The following is an 18,688-nucleotide window of genomic DNA, read 5'->3' on the forward strand; positions in this document are numbered from 1 at the left end:
AGAACTTAGAATTTTAGCTGCACTCCAATATTGATAGTCCGTTGAAGAGGATACGCATTCCATGACAATTCCGGATCCCACTCTTTAAAAGGACTCCACACAGCCAGATTATCCCCATTGATATAAACACGGCAGTACGGAAAACTATATCCGAGTTCAAGGGTTTTAAAGCGGATAAAACGTCCGTTGTGCATCCAGTAGGTGCTGTTGACAGAGTTGTTTGCCACTTGACTGTCAGTAATACCTAATCGTGGAAATCTCGCATCCGGATTCGGATTAGCTTCGCTCCAGTAGTCGTTGGCGATAAACTGCATCACGTTTCGATCACCGGTTGAAGCATCACCGCGAAATGGCATAATGCCTGATACCATGATTGTCCGTTGGGCAGAACCATTGAAAAACATTCCAAAATCGAAAGATTTATATGTCATGTCTAGCCCAATTCCATACTGAATGCGCGGCACATTGCCATATTGCGAAATCATAACCTGATCTTTTGAATTTATTTTGCCATCACCGTTTACATCGCGATATTTGATATCACCTGGCATTACCGTACTTCCCAATTCATCCTGCGAAGGGCTCATTTCTATATCCGCCTGGTCTTTGAATAACCCTTCGGCAATGTATCCTATCGTGTTACTCAAGGGTTTACCAGTTTCCGACTGCCACACGTAAGGGTAATCCGGTTCATCTTTGTAGATGTATTTATTCTTATTATATGTCAAATTGAAACGCAGGTCCATATTTAAATCATTGGTGATTTTCTTTCGCCAATTGACAGCCAGCTCGATACCTCGATTGTCTACTTTACCAATGTTACTCCATGGCACAGCATTAGCGTATCCTAATAGTCTAGGAAAAGAACCTCGTTTGAGAAGGATGCGATCTCGTTTGTCATGAAAATAGTCGAAAACAATATTGAGCTGGTTGAATAGATTCATGTCTATACCGATATCGAACTTTTTCACTCTTTCCCAATGTGCATTTCTGACAGCATAATATGAAACGCTGGGTCCTTTGGCGACAACACTTCCATCAGGTCCGGTTCCATAACCCAAATCGTCGAGCTTTATATCATTTATATAGAGAAAGTGGGCAGCTCCCGCACTTTTTCCCGTATCATCGCTGCCTACCAGTCCATAAGATCCCCGGAGCTTGAGGAAAGACACAATTGAACGCAGTGGAGTCCAGAAATCCTCGTTACTGATAACCCAGCCTAAAGATATGGCAGGAAATAACTCGAATCGTTCTCCTTCTGCCAGACGTTCCGTTCCGTTATAACCGCAATTTATTTCGGCCAGATATTTCTGGTTGTAATCGTAGGTGATACGGGCAGATAATCCTTGGTTGCGGTTGGGTAATACGCTGGATCTGTATTCACGCATCATATACATCAACATTCCCGATACGGCATGTCGGCCGAACTGCCTGCTGTAATTGATGCGTCCGTCCATATAAAAGGTATTGTCCTGGTAGCGCTCTATATCCGACTGGGATATATATTCAGATCCCGAAGTCAGTTGCTCCAATGCATAAAGGTCGGGCGAATCGACATTCCAACTGCCATCCTGTACGCGATAGTAATAGGGGGCAAGTGATTTGGTATAAGATGAGTTTGAATAGTTTTTCCAGTTAACCAGAATAGAGGCGGAAAGTCCCTTTGTCACAAAATCAAAGTTCTGATTAATACGAACAGAGGTGTTGATGGTATTATGATTGGATCCTCTGAAATTATTTATCATATATGCATAAGGGTTGTTATACATCGAATTTCCACTAAGCATTGCCCCTCCGAAACGTATATGCTTGTCACCTTCTTCTGCCGGAAAAGATGCCGGAAATGCCACCGGATTGGTATTGTAGGTAAGATAGAACAGGTCGGAAGTTGAAAAAGACGGTCCTTTGGCATATCCTATCTGGTCGTTCATGCGTAGCTCGACAGTGGTTGTCGGAGTCATCTTATAGGATATGTTACTTTGGAAAATGTACTCCCATCTGTTGATGTTCGTGTCAAAAGAGTAACGCTTGGGGGAGTTGAGCATACCGCTATCATGATTTGCTTGCAAACTCATGTAATAGGTAACCTTCGAACTACCTCCCTGTACATTAATGTTTGCCCGTTGGTTCATGGTAGAATTTTTGAAAAGCAGGTCATACCAATCCACGTTCGGATAAACATACGGATTGATTCCGCTCCTTGTATATTCTATGACGTCATCCGAATATTTGGGTGTTGCGCTTGGAGTACGAGTCACCAAGGCTTCATTGTACATATTCATAAACGTAGGGCCATTGACGAACTTCAGCGTGTTTGCCGGTCTTAGAAATGAATTTTCGAACGTGATATTTATCTGTGCCCGCGTGTTTTCCATACCGTCTTTCGTTTTGATAAGCAGCACTCCATTAGCACCGCGAGCGCCATAAATAGCAGTTGCCGATGCATCCTTCAAGATTGAAAAGCTGGCGATCGATTCGGTAGGGATATTATTAAGGTCGCCACTCGAAATTTCGATATCGTCCATCAGAATTAAAGGTGTTGCACGTCCCCCGAATGTTCCGATTCCCCTGATATAGAAATCGGATACGGAACCCGGTTCTCCACTGGTTGTCATCGATACCACACCTGCCAGCTTTCCTGTAAGATTATTGGTCAGTGAAGAACTCGGTGCACGCAATTCTACACCTTTTACAGTAGAAATAGCACCGGTTACGGATACTTTTTTCTGTGTGCCGGCTCCTACCACCACCACTTCATCCAGCACCTCGTTGTCCGATTGCATTTTCACTTTCAAAACTCCCAAATCGCCTACACTCAATACCTGCTGCTTGTATCCGATATAAGAAAATGTTAACTCTGTATTATTTGAAACCTCTATTGAAAACTTACCATCCAAGTCTGTAATTGTCCCTGTTCCCGGGGAATCTTTTACGGAAATACTGACCCCCACCAAAGGATCGCTGGAAAAGGCATCCGTAACGGTTCCTACCAATTTGCGCTTTTGTTGTTTCGAATCCTGCGGACGTTGCTGTGTAGGCAACTCTTCTCTTTTCAGAGAAATCTGCCGGTCTTTAATTTCATACCGGACATCTGTATTCTTAAATAACTGATCGAGAATAACGGTTATCGGTTGGTCCTTTACAGACAAACTAACGATACGTTTCGTGTCAATGGCTTTGTTATAGTAGAAAAAGATAAATTCGCTGTTCTTCTCTATGTAATCAAGAACTTCTTTGACGGTTTTATTCCGCGTCTCAATCGTTAAATTTTTCTCTTGAGCATACGCTCCTATGTTCGCTGCATAAGAGTGTAAAGAAAGAAAACAAACACTAAAAAGAAATAATATGCGAGCCATTCTCACCCTTGTAAGAAATGTGCTACTGGTATTTTTCATATATTTACAACGTTTTTAAGAAATTAAACAATTAAATGTTGTTTGATTTTTCGGCTGGATGATACTGCAATTATCATTCAGCCTTCTTTTTAAGGACTTTTGTTTCTCATAATATTACGTATAAAGGTTTAACAATAAATGATCTATACTTATTTCTTCCTCACATATATTTTATCACCCACTTCTTTATATTCTATGGGTGCAGAATAAGATATAGTATGTAAGACGTCTTCAAGTTTATCTTTTAAATCCAGCTTTCCGGAAACCTGCATGCTTTCAACTTCCGGATCTAACACGAATTCTTTGCCGTAGTATAAATTTAATTTTCTAAACACCTTATCCAAAGGATCATCCGTGTACATTAAAATATTCTTTATCCAACAGATGTAAGGCTCAACATCTACATTTTGAGGAGCATCCAGTTGATTGCTATGAATATTAACCAGTTGTCCCGGAGTGAGTTTTACCTGTTGACGATTGTGATTTTTTATATTCACGCTTCCTTTAACCAGCACCACCGACGACGTTTTCTCCAATGAATATGCCGATACGTTGAATGAAGTTCCTAATACCTGCACCTGAAAGTCTTTCGTTCTCACTATAAAGGGGGCTTTTTCATTGCGGTATACATCCAGGAAAACTTCTCCCTCAACATAGATTTCACGATGCTCTTTTTCAAAATGAGTGGGATAGATAACACGTGTTCCTGAATTTACCCATAGATGAGTTCCGTCTGATAGGGTCAATTGAGTTCTTTTTCCTTTAGGAGTTATCAGTTGGTTGAACTCGGGCTTTTTCTTTTGTGCCTGAATCTGATTGACTGTATCGGAGTTGACCACCACTATGCCATTTTGAGAATAAATGATATTTGCATCCGTATCACTTACTTCTATGTTCTTTTCGCCCGGTATCAATAATAGAATATCTTCTTGTAATGGGGCTGCCTGCATTTTCAATGCGAAATCGACTAATGCGCTGTCATCTGCATGGTAATAAGAGATGAACTGTTTACCCAGCCAAAACATACATAGCAGGATTGCGGCAGCTGATGAATAAGTTGCCGCATAAAGTAATCGTTGATGCAACTTTTTCTTTTTGGTTGCATGGATTTGTTTTTCGATAAGTCTCCATGATTCATCCAGCTCGGTCGTTGAGACATTTCTCTCCTGTTTCCGAACATGTAGAATTACTTTGCGTATCACCTGATGTATATTTGCTTTCTTGCCTTCCATTTTTTGCTTTTATATTTAAAACGGGAGAAAAGAAAAAGTCTACTCACTTTTCTTTCATTATTTTGCAGAAAAAGATTTCTTCAGCAAATTGGGTGAACCGGACAAAGGAAATAGTAGCATTTAAGAAAGAAAAAAAGGAAGGAAAAAGAGATATTCTTTCAAGGTCATTTTAGAGCGAAGGCTCGTCAGTGTGCGGGATACTAAATTCATGGCAGATTGAGGATTAATCTCCAGGACAGCTGCAACTTCTCTATAGGATAAGCCTTTAATGTAACGAAGATAAATCGCCATCCGTTGATTCTCGGACAGTTGTTTATAAGCCTCTTGCAGATTTTTAATCATTTGTATATCCTCATCATTATCCTTAAATAAGACTTCCAGTGAGGTGTCTTCTATCGTTAAGTCGAAGGGAAGCGCATTGATATCTTCGGTGGATTTTAAAGATGAAAGTTTATCGAATATAAGGTTTTTCAAAGAAGTCAGCAGATAGGAACGCACATAATCGGTGGGAGACAAACGGGTGCTGCTGCAAAGTTTCACGAAAAGATCCTGAATGCAATCTTTAACAAATTCTTCATCTGAAACATATTTGAGTCCAAAATTCAATAGAAGCTCGTAATGTCTCTTATACAATACCTCTAATGGCTTTGTGTCACCTTTCAACATGATGTTCCATAAGGTGATGTCTTTCATATTATAATAAGATTCCCGTTGCACTGAAATATATTAGTTTGCGGCAAAAGTAACAAAAAAACTTCTCGAAACAAGGTTTATCCGGAGATTTTCCCGTAACCTAACTCTATGATAGTAAAAGAATTGTAAAAGGCTTTTATTGCAGTATGTTTTCTTTGTTACGGTCATGTTTGTTCTGTGAAAAATGATAAAACTTAATCTTTTCTTTTTTATCCTGTCATTAAATTACTTTTATACGTTGCAGATTTATATTGTATATGAAAGATTATTTTGATATATTGTCTTGGGTGGAATATACTCTATTAATATAAATATTTGAATATTAGATGAATATATGTATGTTGTAAGCTATAGGATGCTTTTGTGTTATTCGGTTCTTCGTTAAATTTGATGGAAAGAGCTTTAGATCGCTGGGTAAATATATTAGTGAGAGGAATAAAACTGTAAGGAGAAGGTCTTTTTTCATTTTAGCTCTTTCAGTTTTTTCAGTTCTTCCTCTCTATTATAAAACCTCATAGTCAGTGAATTATATTAGTAACTGAGGTTACTGTAACCACGGTTACAAAGATGTTTATTCTGAAGGGAACAGCAAACTTTTTCTTTCTTTTTATAAATTCTTTGCCTTTCCCAATTAAAAACTTTATGATCGTTTCTATTGATTTGTACCTGTTTTATTGTCAAACTGTCAGAATAGTATTTAAGTATATGAATATCAATGCTATATCACCTGACAATAGATGCTGATAATAGGCTGATAATAAAATATATCTACTTTTACTGTCAGCCTTATTTTTATCTCTTATGATCCTTTTAATAACCTGATAAACAATAGCTTTATGAACATGTTTCGAAGTAATGCCGCATTTTTATAACAGCTTTCCAAAGTGATATCTTTTCATTAATATACCTATATAGTTCCGTTAACACGCCAGTATAGTTCCTCTAGGGTATCAGTATTGTTCCACTAAAGCACTGGTATCTTTAGTTCTCCACGGCCGTGGTGACTTCTTCCCACAGCCGTGATGAATTCCTACCACAGCCGTGGGAAGATCTCGTCACGGCCGTGGGGAGTTAACAACACCGACACTTTAATGGAACAATACCTGCTTGGTAAGTGAAAGATACCGGTTATGTAGCATTCATTTAACAGGGGCATACTCATTTTATAAAGCGTATGTGTTTTTTATGTCGATGGTATTGTTACTGTAGACAATGATAGTCTTCAGTAGTTTATAACATGGATCAAGCTGGGAATTAAGTTAGAGTATATCGACATATTGGAATGAATCCCATAACCTTGCCCCAAAGGGATCAAAGAACAGGCTGACAATAAAAGTTCTAATTTTTTTATTGTCAGGCTATTGCCATGGCTTATTGTCAGCATGTAAACCGATGATAATCATTATATTATTTGGGAAAAGCTTTGGTTGACAATAAGAATCATCAAATTTATATGTAGACCTAATATCTGTCTTTCCAATAGTACACATCTTCACAAAAATAGAGGGGAACTCCTGGATGAATCCATTTGTTCCCCTTGCAGGTGTAGCTAGCCTCTGTCTCTTATATTTTCAAAGGCAAGTAGTAACATCTAAATGTTACGTTTTCGACTCTGTAGTCGTTCGGGTGCCGCTCCACCCGAATTGACTTGCCTTTGTGATTATTACTAATTTGTCGTTTGTATCTATTGCAAATTTATAGGCACAAAAAAAGCGGAGAGCATTTGCCTATCCGCCAGAGAGGGAGTCGAAGCCCTAAACACACAAACAGGAAACACTCCCCGCATATTGCAAGGAGCATCTATCTGCTTCTCTGTGTGTTTGGAATTTTCGACTTTTCTCTGGCACAGAAATCAGCTAAACGCTTTTTTTCTTAAAACAAACAATACAGTCGCGCTACGACTGATTGTGCAAAGATAACAATTAATTAAGTTATACAGTCTTTCATTCTTTGTTTTTTCTCTGTACAGAGTGTTTTTGTTCTATATCTCGTAAAATCGTTTGAAATAGTCCGGTTCTCTTGCTATGACTATACCTCATAAGATTCATATCGTTTATTTTTTATATTTTTACTAAATCTCTCGGAGTTATGCGAATTATTGTTATTTTTGCCTCACATAATTTCTAAACAATAATTAAATTATTTATTCGTATGAAAAAGGCCTTATTATTATTCGCTTTAGTAGCGATAAGTGCGGTGAGTATCAATGCTCAAGACAATCTGAAATGGGGTGTGATGGCAGGTATGAATGTTAGTAAATACACCATTACAGGTTTTGATAGCAGGATAGGTTTTCACGCAGGTGTTAAAGCAGAGTTGGGATTGTCGCAGGATGCGAATGGTAGTGGTGCCTATATGGACTTCGCTGCATTGTTTACATTGAAAGGTGCTAAAATTGATGGAGGATCACTTGCGAGCATAAAATTTAATCCATACTATCTGGAAGTGCCGGTACGTGTCGGGTATAAATATGCCGTCAATGATGATTTTTCATTATTTGGTAGTGTAGGTCCTTATATGGCTGTTGGGCTGTTTGGAAAAGCAAAATTGAAAGTGGACGGTGATATTGCAGATATTGCGGAATTAGGAGGTAACTCGATGTCCGAAGATATATTTGGAGACGATGGTCTAAAACGATTCGACTTCGGTCTTGGACTAAAAGCCGGGGTTGAGTTCAGTAAGAAATATCAAGTTGCCATAAGCTATGATTTCGGACTTATTGAGGTAATCAAAGAAGTAGGAATGAAGAACAGAAACCTGATGATCTCGTTGGGATATATGTTCTAAAACCGATTTTGCAACTTTGTTGCATAAATCATTTGCTACCTTTGCATCAACTAAATAATGAAAGTTATGGGACATTGTAGTTGTGGCGCTCATTCATGCGCAGCAGAAAAAAAGGTTGATGCAAAGGTTTCGGTATTCCATGAATATGGGAAAGTGATATTCTCTCTCCTGCTTCTGACAAGTGGAATAATTATGAATGCTCTCGATTTAGCATTCTTCCGTGAAGGATCTGTTGCCTTGATATGGTATATCGTGGCCTATCTTCCGGTAGGAATTCCAGTGATGAAAGAAGCCTGGGAAAGTATCAGGGAAAAAGACTATTTCAGTGAGTTCACTCTAATGATTATAGCTACTTTGGGAGCTTTCTATATTGGTGAATATCCGGAAGGAGTAGCCGTGATGTTATTCTATACAGTAGGAGAACTGTTTCAGGATAAAGCGGTAGATAAAGCCAAACGTAATATTGGAGCCTTATTGGATGTAAGACCCGAGAAAGCATTAGTGCTCCGGGAAGGCAATCTTGTTATTGAAAGCCCTAAAAAGATAAAAGTCGGTGAAATCATAGAAATAAAGGCAGGCGAACGGGTGCCATTGGATGGAACTATGCAGAATGAAGTGGCTGCCTTCAATACAGCCGCATTAACAGGTGAAAGCGTTCCTCGTAATATTCGGAAAGGTGAAGAAGTACTTGCCGGAATGATTGTAACCGATAAGGTTATCCGGCTCGAGGTAACGAGACCTTTTGATAAGAGTGCACTTGCCCGAATATTGGAGCTTGTTCAGAATGCTTCCGAACGTAAGGCTCCGGCTGAATTGTTTATTCGTAAGTTTGCGCGCATTTATACACCTATTGTTATAGCGCTTGCAGTGTTAATTGTTTTGTGTCCATTTGTTTATTCACTTATTAATCCTCCATTTGTATTTGCATTTAATGATTGGCTATACAGAGCTTTGGTCTTTCTGGTGATTTCGTGTCCCTGTGCGTTGGTGGTTAGTATTCCGTTGGGCTACTTTGGGGGAATTGGAGCGGCATCCCGGTTGGGAATTTTATTCAAGGGTGGTAATTATCTGGATGCTATCACTAAGATCAATACAGTGGTATTCGATAAAACTGGAACCTTGACAAAAGGAACCTTTGAAGTACAGGCCTGTAAAAGTGCAGGCGAGGTTTCGGAAGAAGAATTAGTGAAACTGGTTGCTTCGGTAGAAAGTGATAGTACTCATCCGATTGCCAAGGCTGTTGTGAATTATGCGAAAGAACAAAACATTGAATGTGTAGCTGTTACCGGTACAAAAGAATTTGCCGGCTATGGTTTGGAAGCAACGATAGACGGGGCTATGGTTCTGGTCGGTAATTGCCGGTTACTGTCTAAGTTTGATATATCCTATCCAAAAGAACTGCTGGAAATAACGGATACCATCGTGGTCTGTGCTGTTGGAAACCGTTATGCAGGTTATCTGCTGCTGGCTGATGCCCTGAAAGAGGACGCAAAGGTAGCTATTGACAATTTAAAAGCTTTAAATATTGAAAACATCCAGATACTATCCGGTGATAAACAGAGTATTGTTACTAACTTTGCAGAAAAGCTCGGTATATCGAAAGCTTATGGTGACCTGTTGCCGGAAGGAAAAGTGAATCATCTGGAAGAGCTGCGGCAGGATGAGGCAAACCGGATCGCGTTTGTCGGTGATGGAATGAACGATGCACCGGTGCTCGCTCTAAGTCATGTTGGCATTGCTATGGGAGGACTGGGTAGTGATGCGGCTATTGAAACAGCCGATGTCGTGATACAGACAGACCAGCCGTCGAAGGTAGCCGAAGCTATCAAAGTAGGAAAACTGACACGAAGAATTATTTGGCAGAATGTATCACTGGCATTTGGAGTGAAATTACTTGTATTGATTTTGGGAGCCGGTGGAATTGCTACTCTTTGGGAAGCTGTCTTTGCAGATGTGGGTGTTGCGCTACTTGCCATTATGAATGCTGTCAGAATACAGAAAATGATAAAATAGGAGAAAGATGGAAGAAGATATTTATTTGGATAAGTTGGATAGAAGAGGTATCAAGCCAACTGCCATAAGGCTTCTGGTGATAAAAGCGATGATGCAGGCAGAGCGTGCGGTGTCATTGCTCGATTTGGAAACACTGCTTGATACAGTCGATAAATCGACTATATCCCGAACAATCGCTCTTTTCTTGTCTCATCACCTCATACATAGCATAGACGATGGGAGCGGCTCGTTGAAGTATGCCGTTTGCGACAACTCCTGCAATTGTGTGGTACAGGATTTACATTCGCATTTTTATTGTGAGAAATGTCATCGTACATTCTGCCTGGAAGGTACACATATCCCGGTGATTGATTTGCCTAAAGGATTTACTTTGCATAGTATAAACTATGTACTAAAAGGAGTTTGTTCCGAATGTACTTCTCAAAAATGACAGATATTTTATAAACTTCGATGCGCAGTTTTATTCCATTTACTAATTTGGATAGGATAATCACTATATTTCGCACTTTGAGTACCTGTAACTTCAGTTTAGGTACTTTCCCCATCTTGTCTATTTTTTTAATTGACGAATTATCCCCAACTTTGCATAGTCATTTGAATTGGAGTCTTGAAAGATTTATAGACTAAGTGGGGGGGATATGTGATATGTAAGTAATTGGAATAAAAGCCGAAAAAGAGAAAATACATCTCTTTTTCGGCTTTTTGCTAATATTGTTTGATTAGTCAATATTGGGATTCAATGCGTGCCAGTCTTTAATAGCTGGGATGATCCCCATTTCAATCACTTCATCACGAAGTTTGCATAAATGCTCGTAGCTTTTTTCCAATTCTTCCTGTTCGGCAGGAGTTCCGGCTACTTCTTTATAAGTGACGCCGTCTTTAGTTATTGAAGTTTCCATCGCCATCATGATATGGTCGAACTTACTGTTAGAAACATACGTTCCGGCAGGCCAGCGGAAAGGTTGTCCACCCATAGCAGCGGCAATCATTTCGATAGAAAGATAAGCCGGGCTTTGGAAAGAAGAACGACCGCGCAGGTCGATAATATGCTTACCACCCTGGATGACACGTACTTTCAGTGCTTCCCAATCTGCCAATGGAAGACGGGTAGTGCCGATGAAATCGGTCAAAGGCTCTCCTTTTATTTTGGTTGTAGATGCGAATACAGCCATTTGTTCGCCATGACCACCATACGTACGGCAATTCTGAATGTCGGAAGCCGGGATATGGAAGAATTTCACCAGTTCGTTTTGCAGACGGGTGCTGTCCAAGGCAGCCAGTGTAGAAACTTGAGAGGGTTTCAAACCTGAATACAACAAAGTAATCAATCCGGTGATGTCTGCAGGATTAAAGATCACAACGATATGTTTTACGTTCGGGCAATATTGATGAACATCTTTACCGAATTGAGCGGCAATTTCTGCATTTCCCTTCAGCAAATCTTCGCGGGTCATACCTGCTTTACGGGCAGCTCCACCGGAAGAGACAATGTAAGAAGCTCCTGTCAGCGCTTCTTTGATATCGGAAGTAAATGTAAGGTTGACACCTTCAAAACCGCAGTGATACAATTCTTCAGCTACTCCTTCCAGAGCCGGGGCAAATGGATCATACAGGCAAATATTCGGAGTGAGTCTCATCATCATGGCTGTTTGTGCCATATTGGAGCCGATCATTCCGGCAGCTCCTACAATCGTAAGTTTCTCGTTGGTTAGAAATTCCATAAGTTTATATGTTTAAAGGTGAATAATTTACTTTTTCTTTTTGTCGCTACAAAGTTAACATATTAGAAAGCAGATTGTTCATTGCAAATAGTTTTGCCCGATAACGAAAAGTTATGGCTGACTGTTTGAGAGATCTATTCAAAATAGATTATCTTTGTGTCTTATTACAATAAATAGATAAGAATATGAGCATCGAATTAGGAAAGTTCAATCAGCTTGAAGTCGTGAAAGAAGTAGATTTCGGCGTATATCTCGATGGTGGGGAAGAAGGTGAGATTTTGTTGCCTACCCGCTATGTGCCCGAAGACTGTAAGATAGGAGATTTTTTGAACGTGTTTCTTTATCTGGATATGGATGAAAGACTGATTGCTACGACGCTGACTCCGTTGGTGCAGGTAGGTCAGTTTGCCTGTCTGGAAGTCTCCTGGGTGAATCAATACGGAGCTTTCCTGAACTGGGGATTGATGAAAGACCTGTTCGTTCCGTTCAGTGAGCAGAAGATGAAAATGCAGGTTGGGCGGAAATATGTGGTCCATGCGCATTTGGATGAAGAGAGTTATCGTATTGTGGCTTCAGCAAAGGTGGAACGTTATCTGTCGAAAGAAAAGCCGGAATATACTCCGGAAGCAGAAGTGAATATCCTTATCTGGCAGAAGACGGATTTGGGCTTTAAAGCGATTATAGATAATAAGTATAGCGGTTTGCTGTATGAAAATGAAATATTCTGTCCGTTGGAAACAGGAATGGAGATGAAAGCTTTTGTGAAACAGGTGCGTGAAGATGGTAAGGTAGACCTGATTCTTCAGAAACCCGGTTTTGAAAAGATTGACGATTTTTCGAAAACGCTGCTCGACTATATCAAAGCGCATGGAGGACGGATCAACTTGAATGATAAAAGTCCTGCGGAAGATATTTATGACACGTTTGGTGTTAGCAAGAAAACCTTTAAGAAAGGAGTGGGCGACTTGTATAAGAAACGTCTGATTACCTTGCATGAGGATGGCATTGCTTTGGCGGATTCCTAAACAGAATAGGGATTTCCCTACATACGAATAGAGAGAATCATTGGGGTAGGGAGTTTCCTCACCCTATTTTTGTGCTATCAGATTAAAGATATAAATAATTAAAAACTAGATAAGCTATGCGTAAGATTATAATAAGTTTCTGTATCCTGTTCGCTGCCCTCTCCTTACAAGCGCAGTCTGTTAACGGAATCCGTATCGATGGCGGGAATACTCCGATTCTTGTTTACCTGGGAGGGAACCAGATATGTTTACCTACTACTACCTGCTTTATAGCCAATTTAAATCCCGGACATTATACTGTTGAAGTGTTTGCCACCCGCTTTACCCGTGCGGGAGAGCGAGTATGGAAAGGAGAAAAATTATATAAAGATCTCGTTTATTTTGATGGGAGAGGAGTGACAGAAATATGGGTAGACGGACGTGATAACATGCGCCCGGAAAGACCCGGCCGTCCCGAACAGGGAGAACATCGTCCGGGATATGGTTACAACAGGGTGATGAACGATCAGCTCTTCCAAACGTTTTATAAAGAGATGAAGAATGAGCCTTTTAAAGATGACCGTATGAAGTTGCTCAATGCTGCATTGGCTGGTTCTGATTTCACATCTGCCCAATGTCTCCAACTGACCAAACTATATACATTCGATGATGACCGGATGGAGATTATGAAGATCATGTATCCCCGGATTGTAGATAAGGAAGCTTTCTTTACGGTGATTAATACCCTGACATTTAGCTCCAGCAAGGAAAAGATGAAGGATTTTATCATAGGGTACGGTAAACGTTGATACTATTAACTAAAAACGATACGGTTATGAAAAAGATACATATTATGCTGTGTTTGGCGTTGGGAATATTGGTCAGTGGCTGTTTTACCAGCTATGTATCTACCAAACAGATGATGGGTATATATCAGGGAATGACTCAATCTCAGGTAGAGTCCGTTTTAGGAAAACCTGATTTCCGGCGTTTTGACGGTGATATGGAAGAATGGGAATTCCATCGTGATAACGGTACGCCTGTACTTACTTCGGAACCTGTGACGATAATCGTTCAGTTTGTAAATAGAGAGGTGGTTAGTATGGATACGTTCAAAGGTTATGGCAGACCTGCACCAATGCATTCCGTTGTAGTACCGCCTGCTGTGAACACTACCGTTGAAGTCTTTCCTAATCATGAACAAGTGGAAGAAGCTCGTTTGATGACTGATCCGGAGTTTGATGAATTTATCAATAAGCTTAAAATAACGGTTATGAATGAAGACCAGAAGAAGCTTGTCGATCGGATGTTGAGAACGTATGATGTCACTTCAAATCAATGTGTGAAAATAGTGAAGGAGATTTCGTATACTCCTGACCAGGTGGAGATGATGAAGAAGCTGTATCCTTATGTAAGGGATAAAAGAAATTTTAATAAGGTGATCGATATTTTATTTTCTAATGCATATAAAGATGAGATGCGTAAGTTTATTGAGGAATATCATCAGAATAATAAATGATAGGAGATTGAATTATGAAACGAATACTGTTTTTACTCTTTGCTGTCGGTCTGACTGCCAATATGACCGTAATGGCTGGAATGAGCACTAGCAAGGTACGTAAGGAGACGCGTTTTCTTACCGATAAGATGGCATATGAATTGAGCTTGAGTACACAGCAATATAATGATGCGTATGAAATTAATTACGACTTTATTTATTCTGTCCGTAATATCATGGATTACGTAGCACGTGGTTACGAATGGGCATTGGATGATTATTATGAAGCGTTGGATATCCGTAATGACGATCTTCGCTGGGTATTGAGTGATGCACAGTATCGCCGGTTCCTCGGTGCCGAGTATTTCTATCGACCAATCTATGTAACCGGAGGGAAATGGAGTTTCAGGGTTTATGTTAATTACCCGAATCGCAGTTTGTTTTATTTTGGTGTGCCTTACCATTACCGTACTTATTGTGGAGCACATTATCGTCCACACTTTCACCATGTGAGTTATTATCGGGGCAGATATACTAATTTCAACCATTATTCTGCACCGCATCGGGTGAGAGATCAGCGAGTATTCCACTCTTATCGTCGTTCGGATTTCGGTTCTGTCCGGTTCCGTCCGAATACTTCCACTCGTCCGCATAATGCACCGACACGTCCGGGTAATTCTTCCCGTCCGGGTTCATCGACAACGCGTCATGGTACGTCTCGCCCAAGTACCTCTACTCGTCCTGATACTTCTACTCGTCCCGGAACGACAACAAGACCTGGTACGTCAACACGTCCCCGTCCGGAATCTGGAGGAGATCGCCCTTCGACTTCTGTCAGACCATCTACACCATCCGGAAGTGGAAGACCTGGTAACAATGTTGCTCCTGATAAAAATGGGAATACGAATAGAGTAGAAAGTGATCGTAATTCTGGTCGTCGTCCGGAAACAGGTTCCGCTTCTTCAAGCTCTAATCGCAGACCAACAAGCGGAAGTTCAACTGGTTCCAGTTCCTCCAATCGTGAAAGTGGAAAAACAAGTAGCAGTTCGAGAGAAAGTTCAAGTAAACGAAACGATAGTAGTTCCTATAATAGAAATAACAGTTCCGAGAGAAATAACAGCTCTTCCAGTTCCAGTCGTAGTAGCTCCAGTCGCAGTGATTCTGGTCGCAGTAGCGGTAGTACTACCAGTCGTAGCAGCAGTACCACTTCTAACCGGAGTAGCGGTAACTCGAGTTCTACTCGAAGCAGCAGTAGCTCTACCCGGAGCAATGTCTCTAGTGGACAAACAGAAAGACGCTCTTCTTCCGGAAGTACGAGAAGCAATAGCACTCAAAGTTCTTCCCGTTCCTCTGAAAGAAACAGCAGCAGTTCAAGAAGATAACCTATTCCTTTATTATTTATATCAATCTCATTACTCCTCAGCGGCAGGAGAACTAGACTCCGGGTTTTCACCGGCTAGACTATTCCGGGCAGCGCCCGTAACTTGGATATCGGGGCGGATACTATCCGCCTCGATTTCACTTATTACTCCTTTCTGTGCAAGCCGCTTGGCTATCAACTTATAATAGCCTTCCATATTCTCTTTTAACTGTCCGCCTTCAGCAAAAGAGCTGCGGAAATGCTTGGGCTTCGGGATAATGGAAGCCAGGAAAATACTTTCTTCCGTGTTCAGTTGTGAAGGGCGTTTATTGAAATAATAAGCAGAAGCTTCCTGAATGCCATAAACGAGCGGTCCCCATTCAACAATGTTCAGGTATACTTCGTACATGCGTTCTTTAGAAGTTAATCTTTCATTTTCTATTAGCCATACAATCAATGCCTCTTCCAATTTACGTGCAAAGTTCTTATTACGGTTCAGGAATACATTCTTTACGAGTTGCATGGTGATCGTGCTTCCTCCACGTGCAAAGCGTTTCACTTGCAGGTCGTAAATCAATGCTTCCCGTAGGGCATCGGGCAGGAAACCACGATGGTAAAAGAATGCTCCATCTTCACTTTGCATAACGGACATTCTTAGGATGGGTGAAATGCTATCCAATGGTGTAAAGTGTTTGCACGAGGGACCAATAGGAAAAGTCCGCACCGGTATTCCATTCTCATAAGCTGTATAAATGAACTCGCCGGACATTTTGGAGAGTGAAGTGGCTCCATAGCTTGTGATGCGGAAGTCTTTCTCTTTCAGTTCGGATTCCAGTTTGAGACTATCTAGTTGTGCAAAATCAATATCTAATAGAAAATGATAGGCCAACTCGCCACTTGTTTTTATGCCTTCCAGATTGCTGAATAATCCTTTGGGGAGAGAGCTGAACAGATCATCTGCCGGAAACCAGGATTTGTTGACCGCAGCAGTGAAATGCCAGTTTCCTTTCTCTTTCTCGGCTCGCAAATAAGGATGAAACTGGAGTTTGTTGAAATCAACGATGGTCGTGCTATCCAGTTCGAGTGAGTGCCCGCTAATGTTCATCTCGTAACAGAGTTGTCCACGATCGAGATGAATTACTTCAGGAGAGAGGGCTTTATGAAATACGTCAAGTCCGTTCACTCTCGCTTTTCCTTTGAGGAGCAGTTGATTGGATGCACGCTTATCTTTAGTCATATTATAAGATAGGGTGTCGAAAGTGACTTCTGCTCCAAAACGGCGGGTAATATAAGGTAGTGAGATTTTTCTTTTTTCCGGGGCAAAGACAGATGCTTTTAATGTATAGTCTCTTCTGTTTAGTTCGCCGGTGGCTTCCCATAGTTGTTGAGGCAGTGTATCTTCTTTTATCTGAATGGTTGATTGGAAATGATTGTTCTCAATAATAAAAGAAGGAATGTTGACTGCAACGAAATTACTATCTTTACGTTCGGTTATATTGATTTGACTGAGTTGCCCGTTTTCAGGCAGGAAACCGTAAATGAGGTTTAATATCCGGTCAATACGGTTGGCATAGTCACTTTCTATGACAGGTTGGGGTTCTGCTTCTTGTTGCCGTTTAAAGAACAGGAAATCGTAGTTAGCTATGCTATCATGCTTGATGAAGTTGATTGCAAGGCCATTCATAAGCACATTCCGTACTTCGATTTCTCCTTTTAGCAATTCCCAAAAACTTAGTTTTACATTGACGGATTGTAATGTCAGGAGGGTATCCCGTTGGTTGGGAACAATAGAAAGTCCTTGTAAAGCCACTTCATTGCAGCCTTTCATTCGTAACTCCTGATAATGAATTTGTAGACCGTATGTTTGTTCGGCACGTGTAGTTCGTTTGTCAACGATATGGCATAAAATGACATTGCGGAATGCAAAGAGACAAATAAGGCTGGTAAGCAAGATACCGATAGCCGATAGAATGATAATTCTTTTTTTGCTGGACGTTTCCATCTTCTTTTTCTTGATATGATAATCGCTGCAAAGGTAGATAATAATTCGGGCAACAAGCGGAGTATTTTCCCATTTTTAGAGTTATATTCATCAGTAGAAAGAAGAAAATGCGAAAAAAATGGTTAGTTGTTCGCTTTTAAGCGTACAACTGTTCGTTTTCGTACACCGTTCTGTTTTATGATTTCCTTGATTATTAGTTAGTTATCGTTTTGGCACGCTCGTTGCATCTCTATAGTCGCAAGCGGACAACGAAGAAAAATGAAAAAAACTTCAGAATGTTGCAACCGTTTGAGACGCTTAATCCGTCTAATAAACAGAAGAACAAAAACAGAATGTTGAACAAATAAAAAATATACAATTATGAAGACTACAGTATTATTCAGAATGATCGTTTTAGTTGCTATGGTATTTGCAGGAATCGCTAATACAACAGTGAAGGCACAGGGTAATAACTTCATTACTAATGAAGAAAAAGTAGATGATCTTGTAGTATCGAAAGTGATTTACAGACTCGATGGTTCTCTCTATCGCCACATGAAATATGATTTTACCTATGACGATCAGAAGAGAATGTCTTCCAAAGAAGCTTTCAAATGGGATGCTTCTACTGAAAAATGGATACCGTATTTCAAAATTGATTATACTTATTCATCTAATGAAATCACTTTGGTATATGCACGCTGGAATGACTCTCACAGGGCTTACGACGCATCTGTTGAAAAGAGCGTTTATGAACTGAACGACGCTAATATGCCGGTTGCTTATATGAACTATAAGTGGAATGATAAATGGATTGAAGAATCCGCTGCTAGCTGGGCTATGAATGTATCTACTCCGGCAACTAATGAAGCAACTCTGCTGACTGCCAGCAGATAAAAATAAATCGGAGTTGTGAAACTCCTTCTCTCTCTTTTAATTTAACTACATTAAAAACGGTGGATTTCCTTATGGGATAATCCACCGTTCTGTTTTTCTAATGAACA

Annotated in this window: 13 protein-coding genes; 8 read left to right on the forward strand and 5 right to left on the reverse strand. The window is 40.3% G+C overall.

Features of this window, described 5'->3' with window-relative positions; translation table 11 throughout:
- Positions 1-5: 5 nt before the first annotated feature.
- The 3 genes from AB5217_RS11300 to AB5217_RS11310 all read right to left on the reverse strand — a co-directional run bounded on the left by AB5217_RS11300 (position 6) and on the right by AB5217_RS11310 (position 5,320).
- Positions 6-3,395, reverse strand: coding sequence for a TonB-dependent receptor (locus AB5217_RS11300; RefSeq protein WP_070782512.1), 3,390 nt, complete (start codon positions 3,393-3,395; stop codon positions 6-8).
- Between the two features lie 149 nt (positions 3,396-3,544).
- The gene (locus tag AB5217_RS11305) at positions 3,545-4,627 is read right to left on the reverse strand and encodes a FecR family protein (RefSeq protein ID WP_032844194.1); all 1,083 of its coding nucleotides are present in this window, start codon (positions 4,625-4,627) and stop codon (positions 3,545-3,547) included.
- 120 nt (positions 4,628-4,747) lie between these two features.
- Entirely contained in the window at positions 4,748-5,320 is a 573-nt protein-coding gene (locus AB5217_RS11310) for an RNA polymerase sigma factor (RefSeq protein WP_004296222.1), read from the reverse strand.
- Positions 5,321-7,471: 2,151 nt separating this feature from the next.
- Here AB5217_RS11310 and AB5217_RS11315 point away from each other — a divergent pair.
- From AB5217_RS11315 to AB5217_RS11325, 3 genes are all read left to right on the forward strand, one after another.
- Complete coding sequence (locus tag AB5217_RS11315) at positions 7,472-8,107, forward strand: porin family protein (RefSeq protein WP_032842973.1); 636 nt, start codon at positions 7,472-7,474, stop codon at positions 8,105-8,107.
- 66 nt (positions 8,108-8,173) lie between these two features.
- On the forward strand, positions 8,174-10,120 hold the full coding sequence (locus AB5217_RS11320) for a heavy metal translocating P-type ATPase (protein WP_004311956.1): 1,947 nt from the start codon (positions 8,174-8,176) through the stop codon (positions 10,118-10,120).
- Positions 10,121-10,127: 7 nt separating this feature from the next.
- The gene (locus AB5217_RS11325; RefSeq protein WP_004296218.1) at positions 10,128-10,550 is read left to right on the forward strand and encodes a Fur family transcriptional regulator; all 423 of its coding nucleotides are present in this window, start codon (positions 10,128-10,130) and stop codon (positions 10,548-10,550) included.
- A 289-nt stretch (positions 10,551-10,839) separates the two neighbouring features.
- On the opposite strand, the gene AB5217_RS11330 is transcribed toward AB5217_RS11325, so the two are convergent.
- A complete protein-coding gene (locus AB5217_RS11330) occupies positions 10,840-11,841 on the reverse strand; it encodes a malate dehydrogenase (RefSeq protein WP_004296217.1) in 1,002 nt (333 codons plus the stop codon).
- A gap of 185 nt (positions 11,842-12,026) precedes the next feature.
- On the opposite strand from AB5217_RS11330, the gene AB5217_RS11335 reads away from it, so the two are divergent.
- The 4 genes from AB5217_RS11335 to AB5217_RS11350 all read left to right on the forward strand — a co-directional run bounded on the left by AB5217_RS11335 (position 12,027) and on the right by AB5217_RS11350 (position 15,725).
- Positions 12,027-12,866 (forward strand): S1 RNA-binding domain-containing protein, encoded by an 840-nt coding sequence (locus tag AB5217_RS11335; RefSeq protein WP_004296216.1) that lies wholly within the window; start codon positions 12,027-12,029, stop codon positions 12,864-12,866.
- Positions 12,867-12,982: 116 nt separating this feature from the next.
- Entirely contained in the window at positions 12,983-13,654 is a 672-nt protein-coding gene (locus AB5217_RS11340) for a DUF4476 domain-containing protein (protein WP_004296215.1), read from the forward strand.
- Positions 13,655-13,680: 26 nt separating this feature from the next.
- Entirely contained in the window at positions 13,681-14,364 is a 684-nt protein-coding gene (locus AB5217_RS11345) for a DUF4476 domain-containing protein (RefSeq protein ID WP_004306992.1), read from the forward strand.
- 14 nt (positions 14,365-14,378) lie between these two features.
- A complete protein-coding gene (locus tag AB5217_RS11350) occupies positions 14,379-15,725 on the forward strand; it encodes a hypothetical protein (RefSeq protein WP_004327142.1) in 1,347 nt (448 codons plus the stop codon).
- Positions 15,726-15,755: 30 nt separating this feature from the next.
- Here AB5217_RS11350 and AB5217_RS11355 read toward each other — a convergent pair whose 3' ends face one another.
- Positions 15,756-17,705, reverse strand: a complete 1,950-nt coding sequence (locus tag AB5217_RS11355) for a transglycosylase domain-containing protein (RefSeq protein WP_004327143.1) — start codon at positions 17,703-17,705, stop codon at positions 15,756-15,758.
- A gap of 360 nt (positions 17,706-18,065) precedes the next feature.
- On the opposite strand from AB5217_RS11355, the gene AB5217_RS11360 reads away from it, so the two are divergent.
- A complete protein-coding gene (locus tag AB5217_RS11360) occupies positions 18,066-18,581 on the forward strand; it encodes a DUF3836 domain-containing protein (RefSeq protein ID WP_004306995.1) in 516 nt (171 codons plus the stop codon).
- Positions 18,582-18,688 lie beyond the last annotated feature (107 nt).

The organism is Bacteroides sp. MSSM.1001136sp1_RTP21357st2_D2_RTP21359_211015, from assembly GCF_040913205.1.
GTDB lineage: Bacteria > Bacteroidota > Bacteroidia > Bacteroidales > Bacteroidaceae > Bacteroides > Bacteroides ovatus.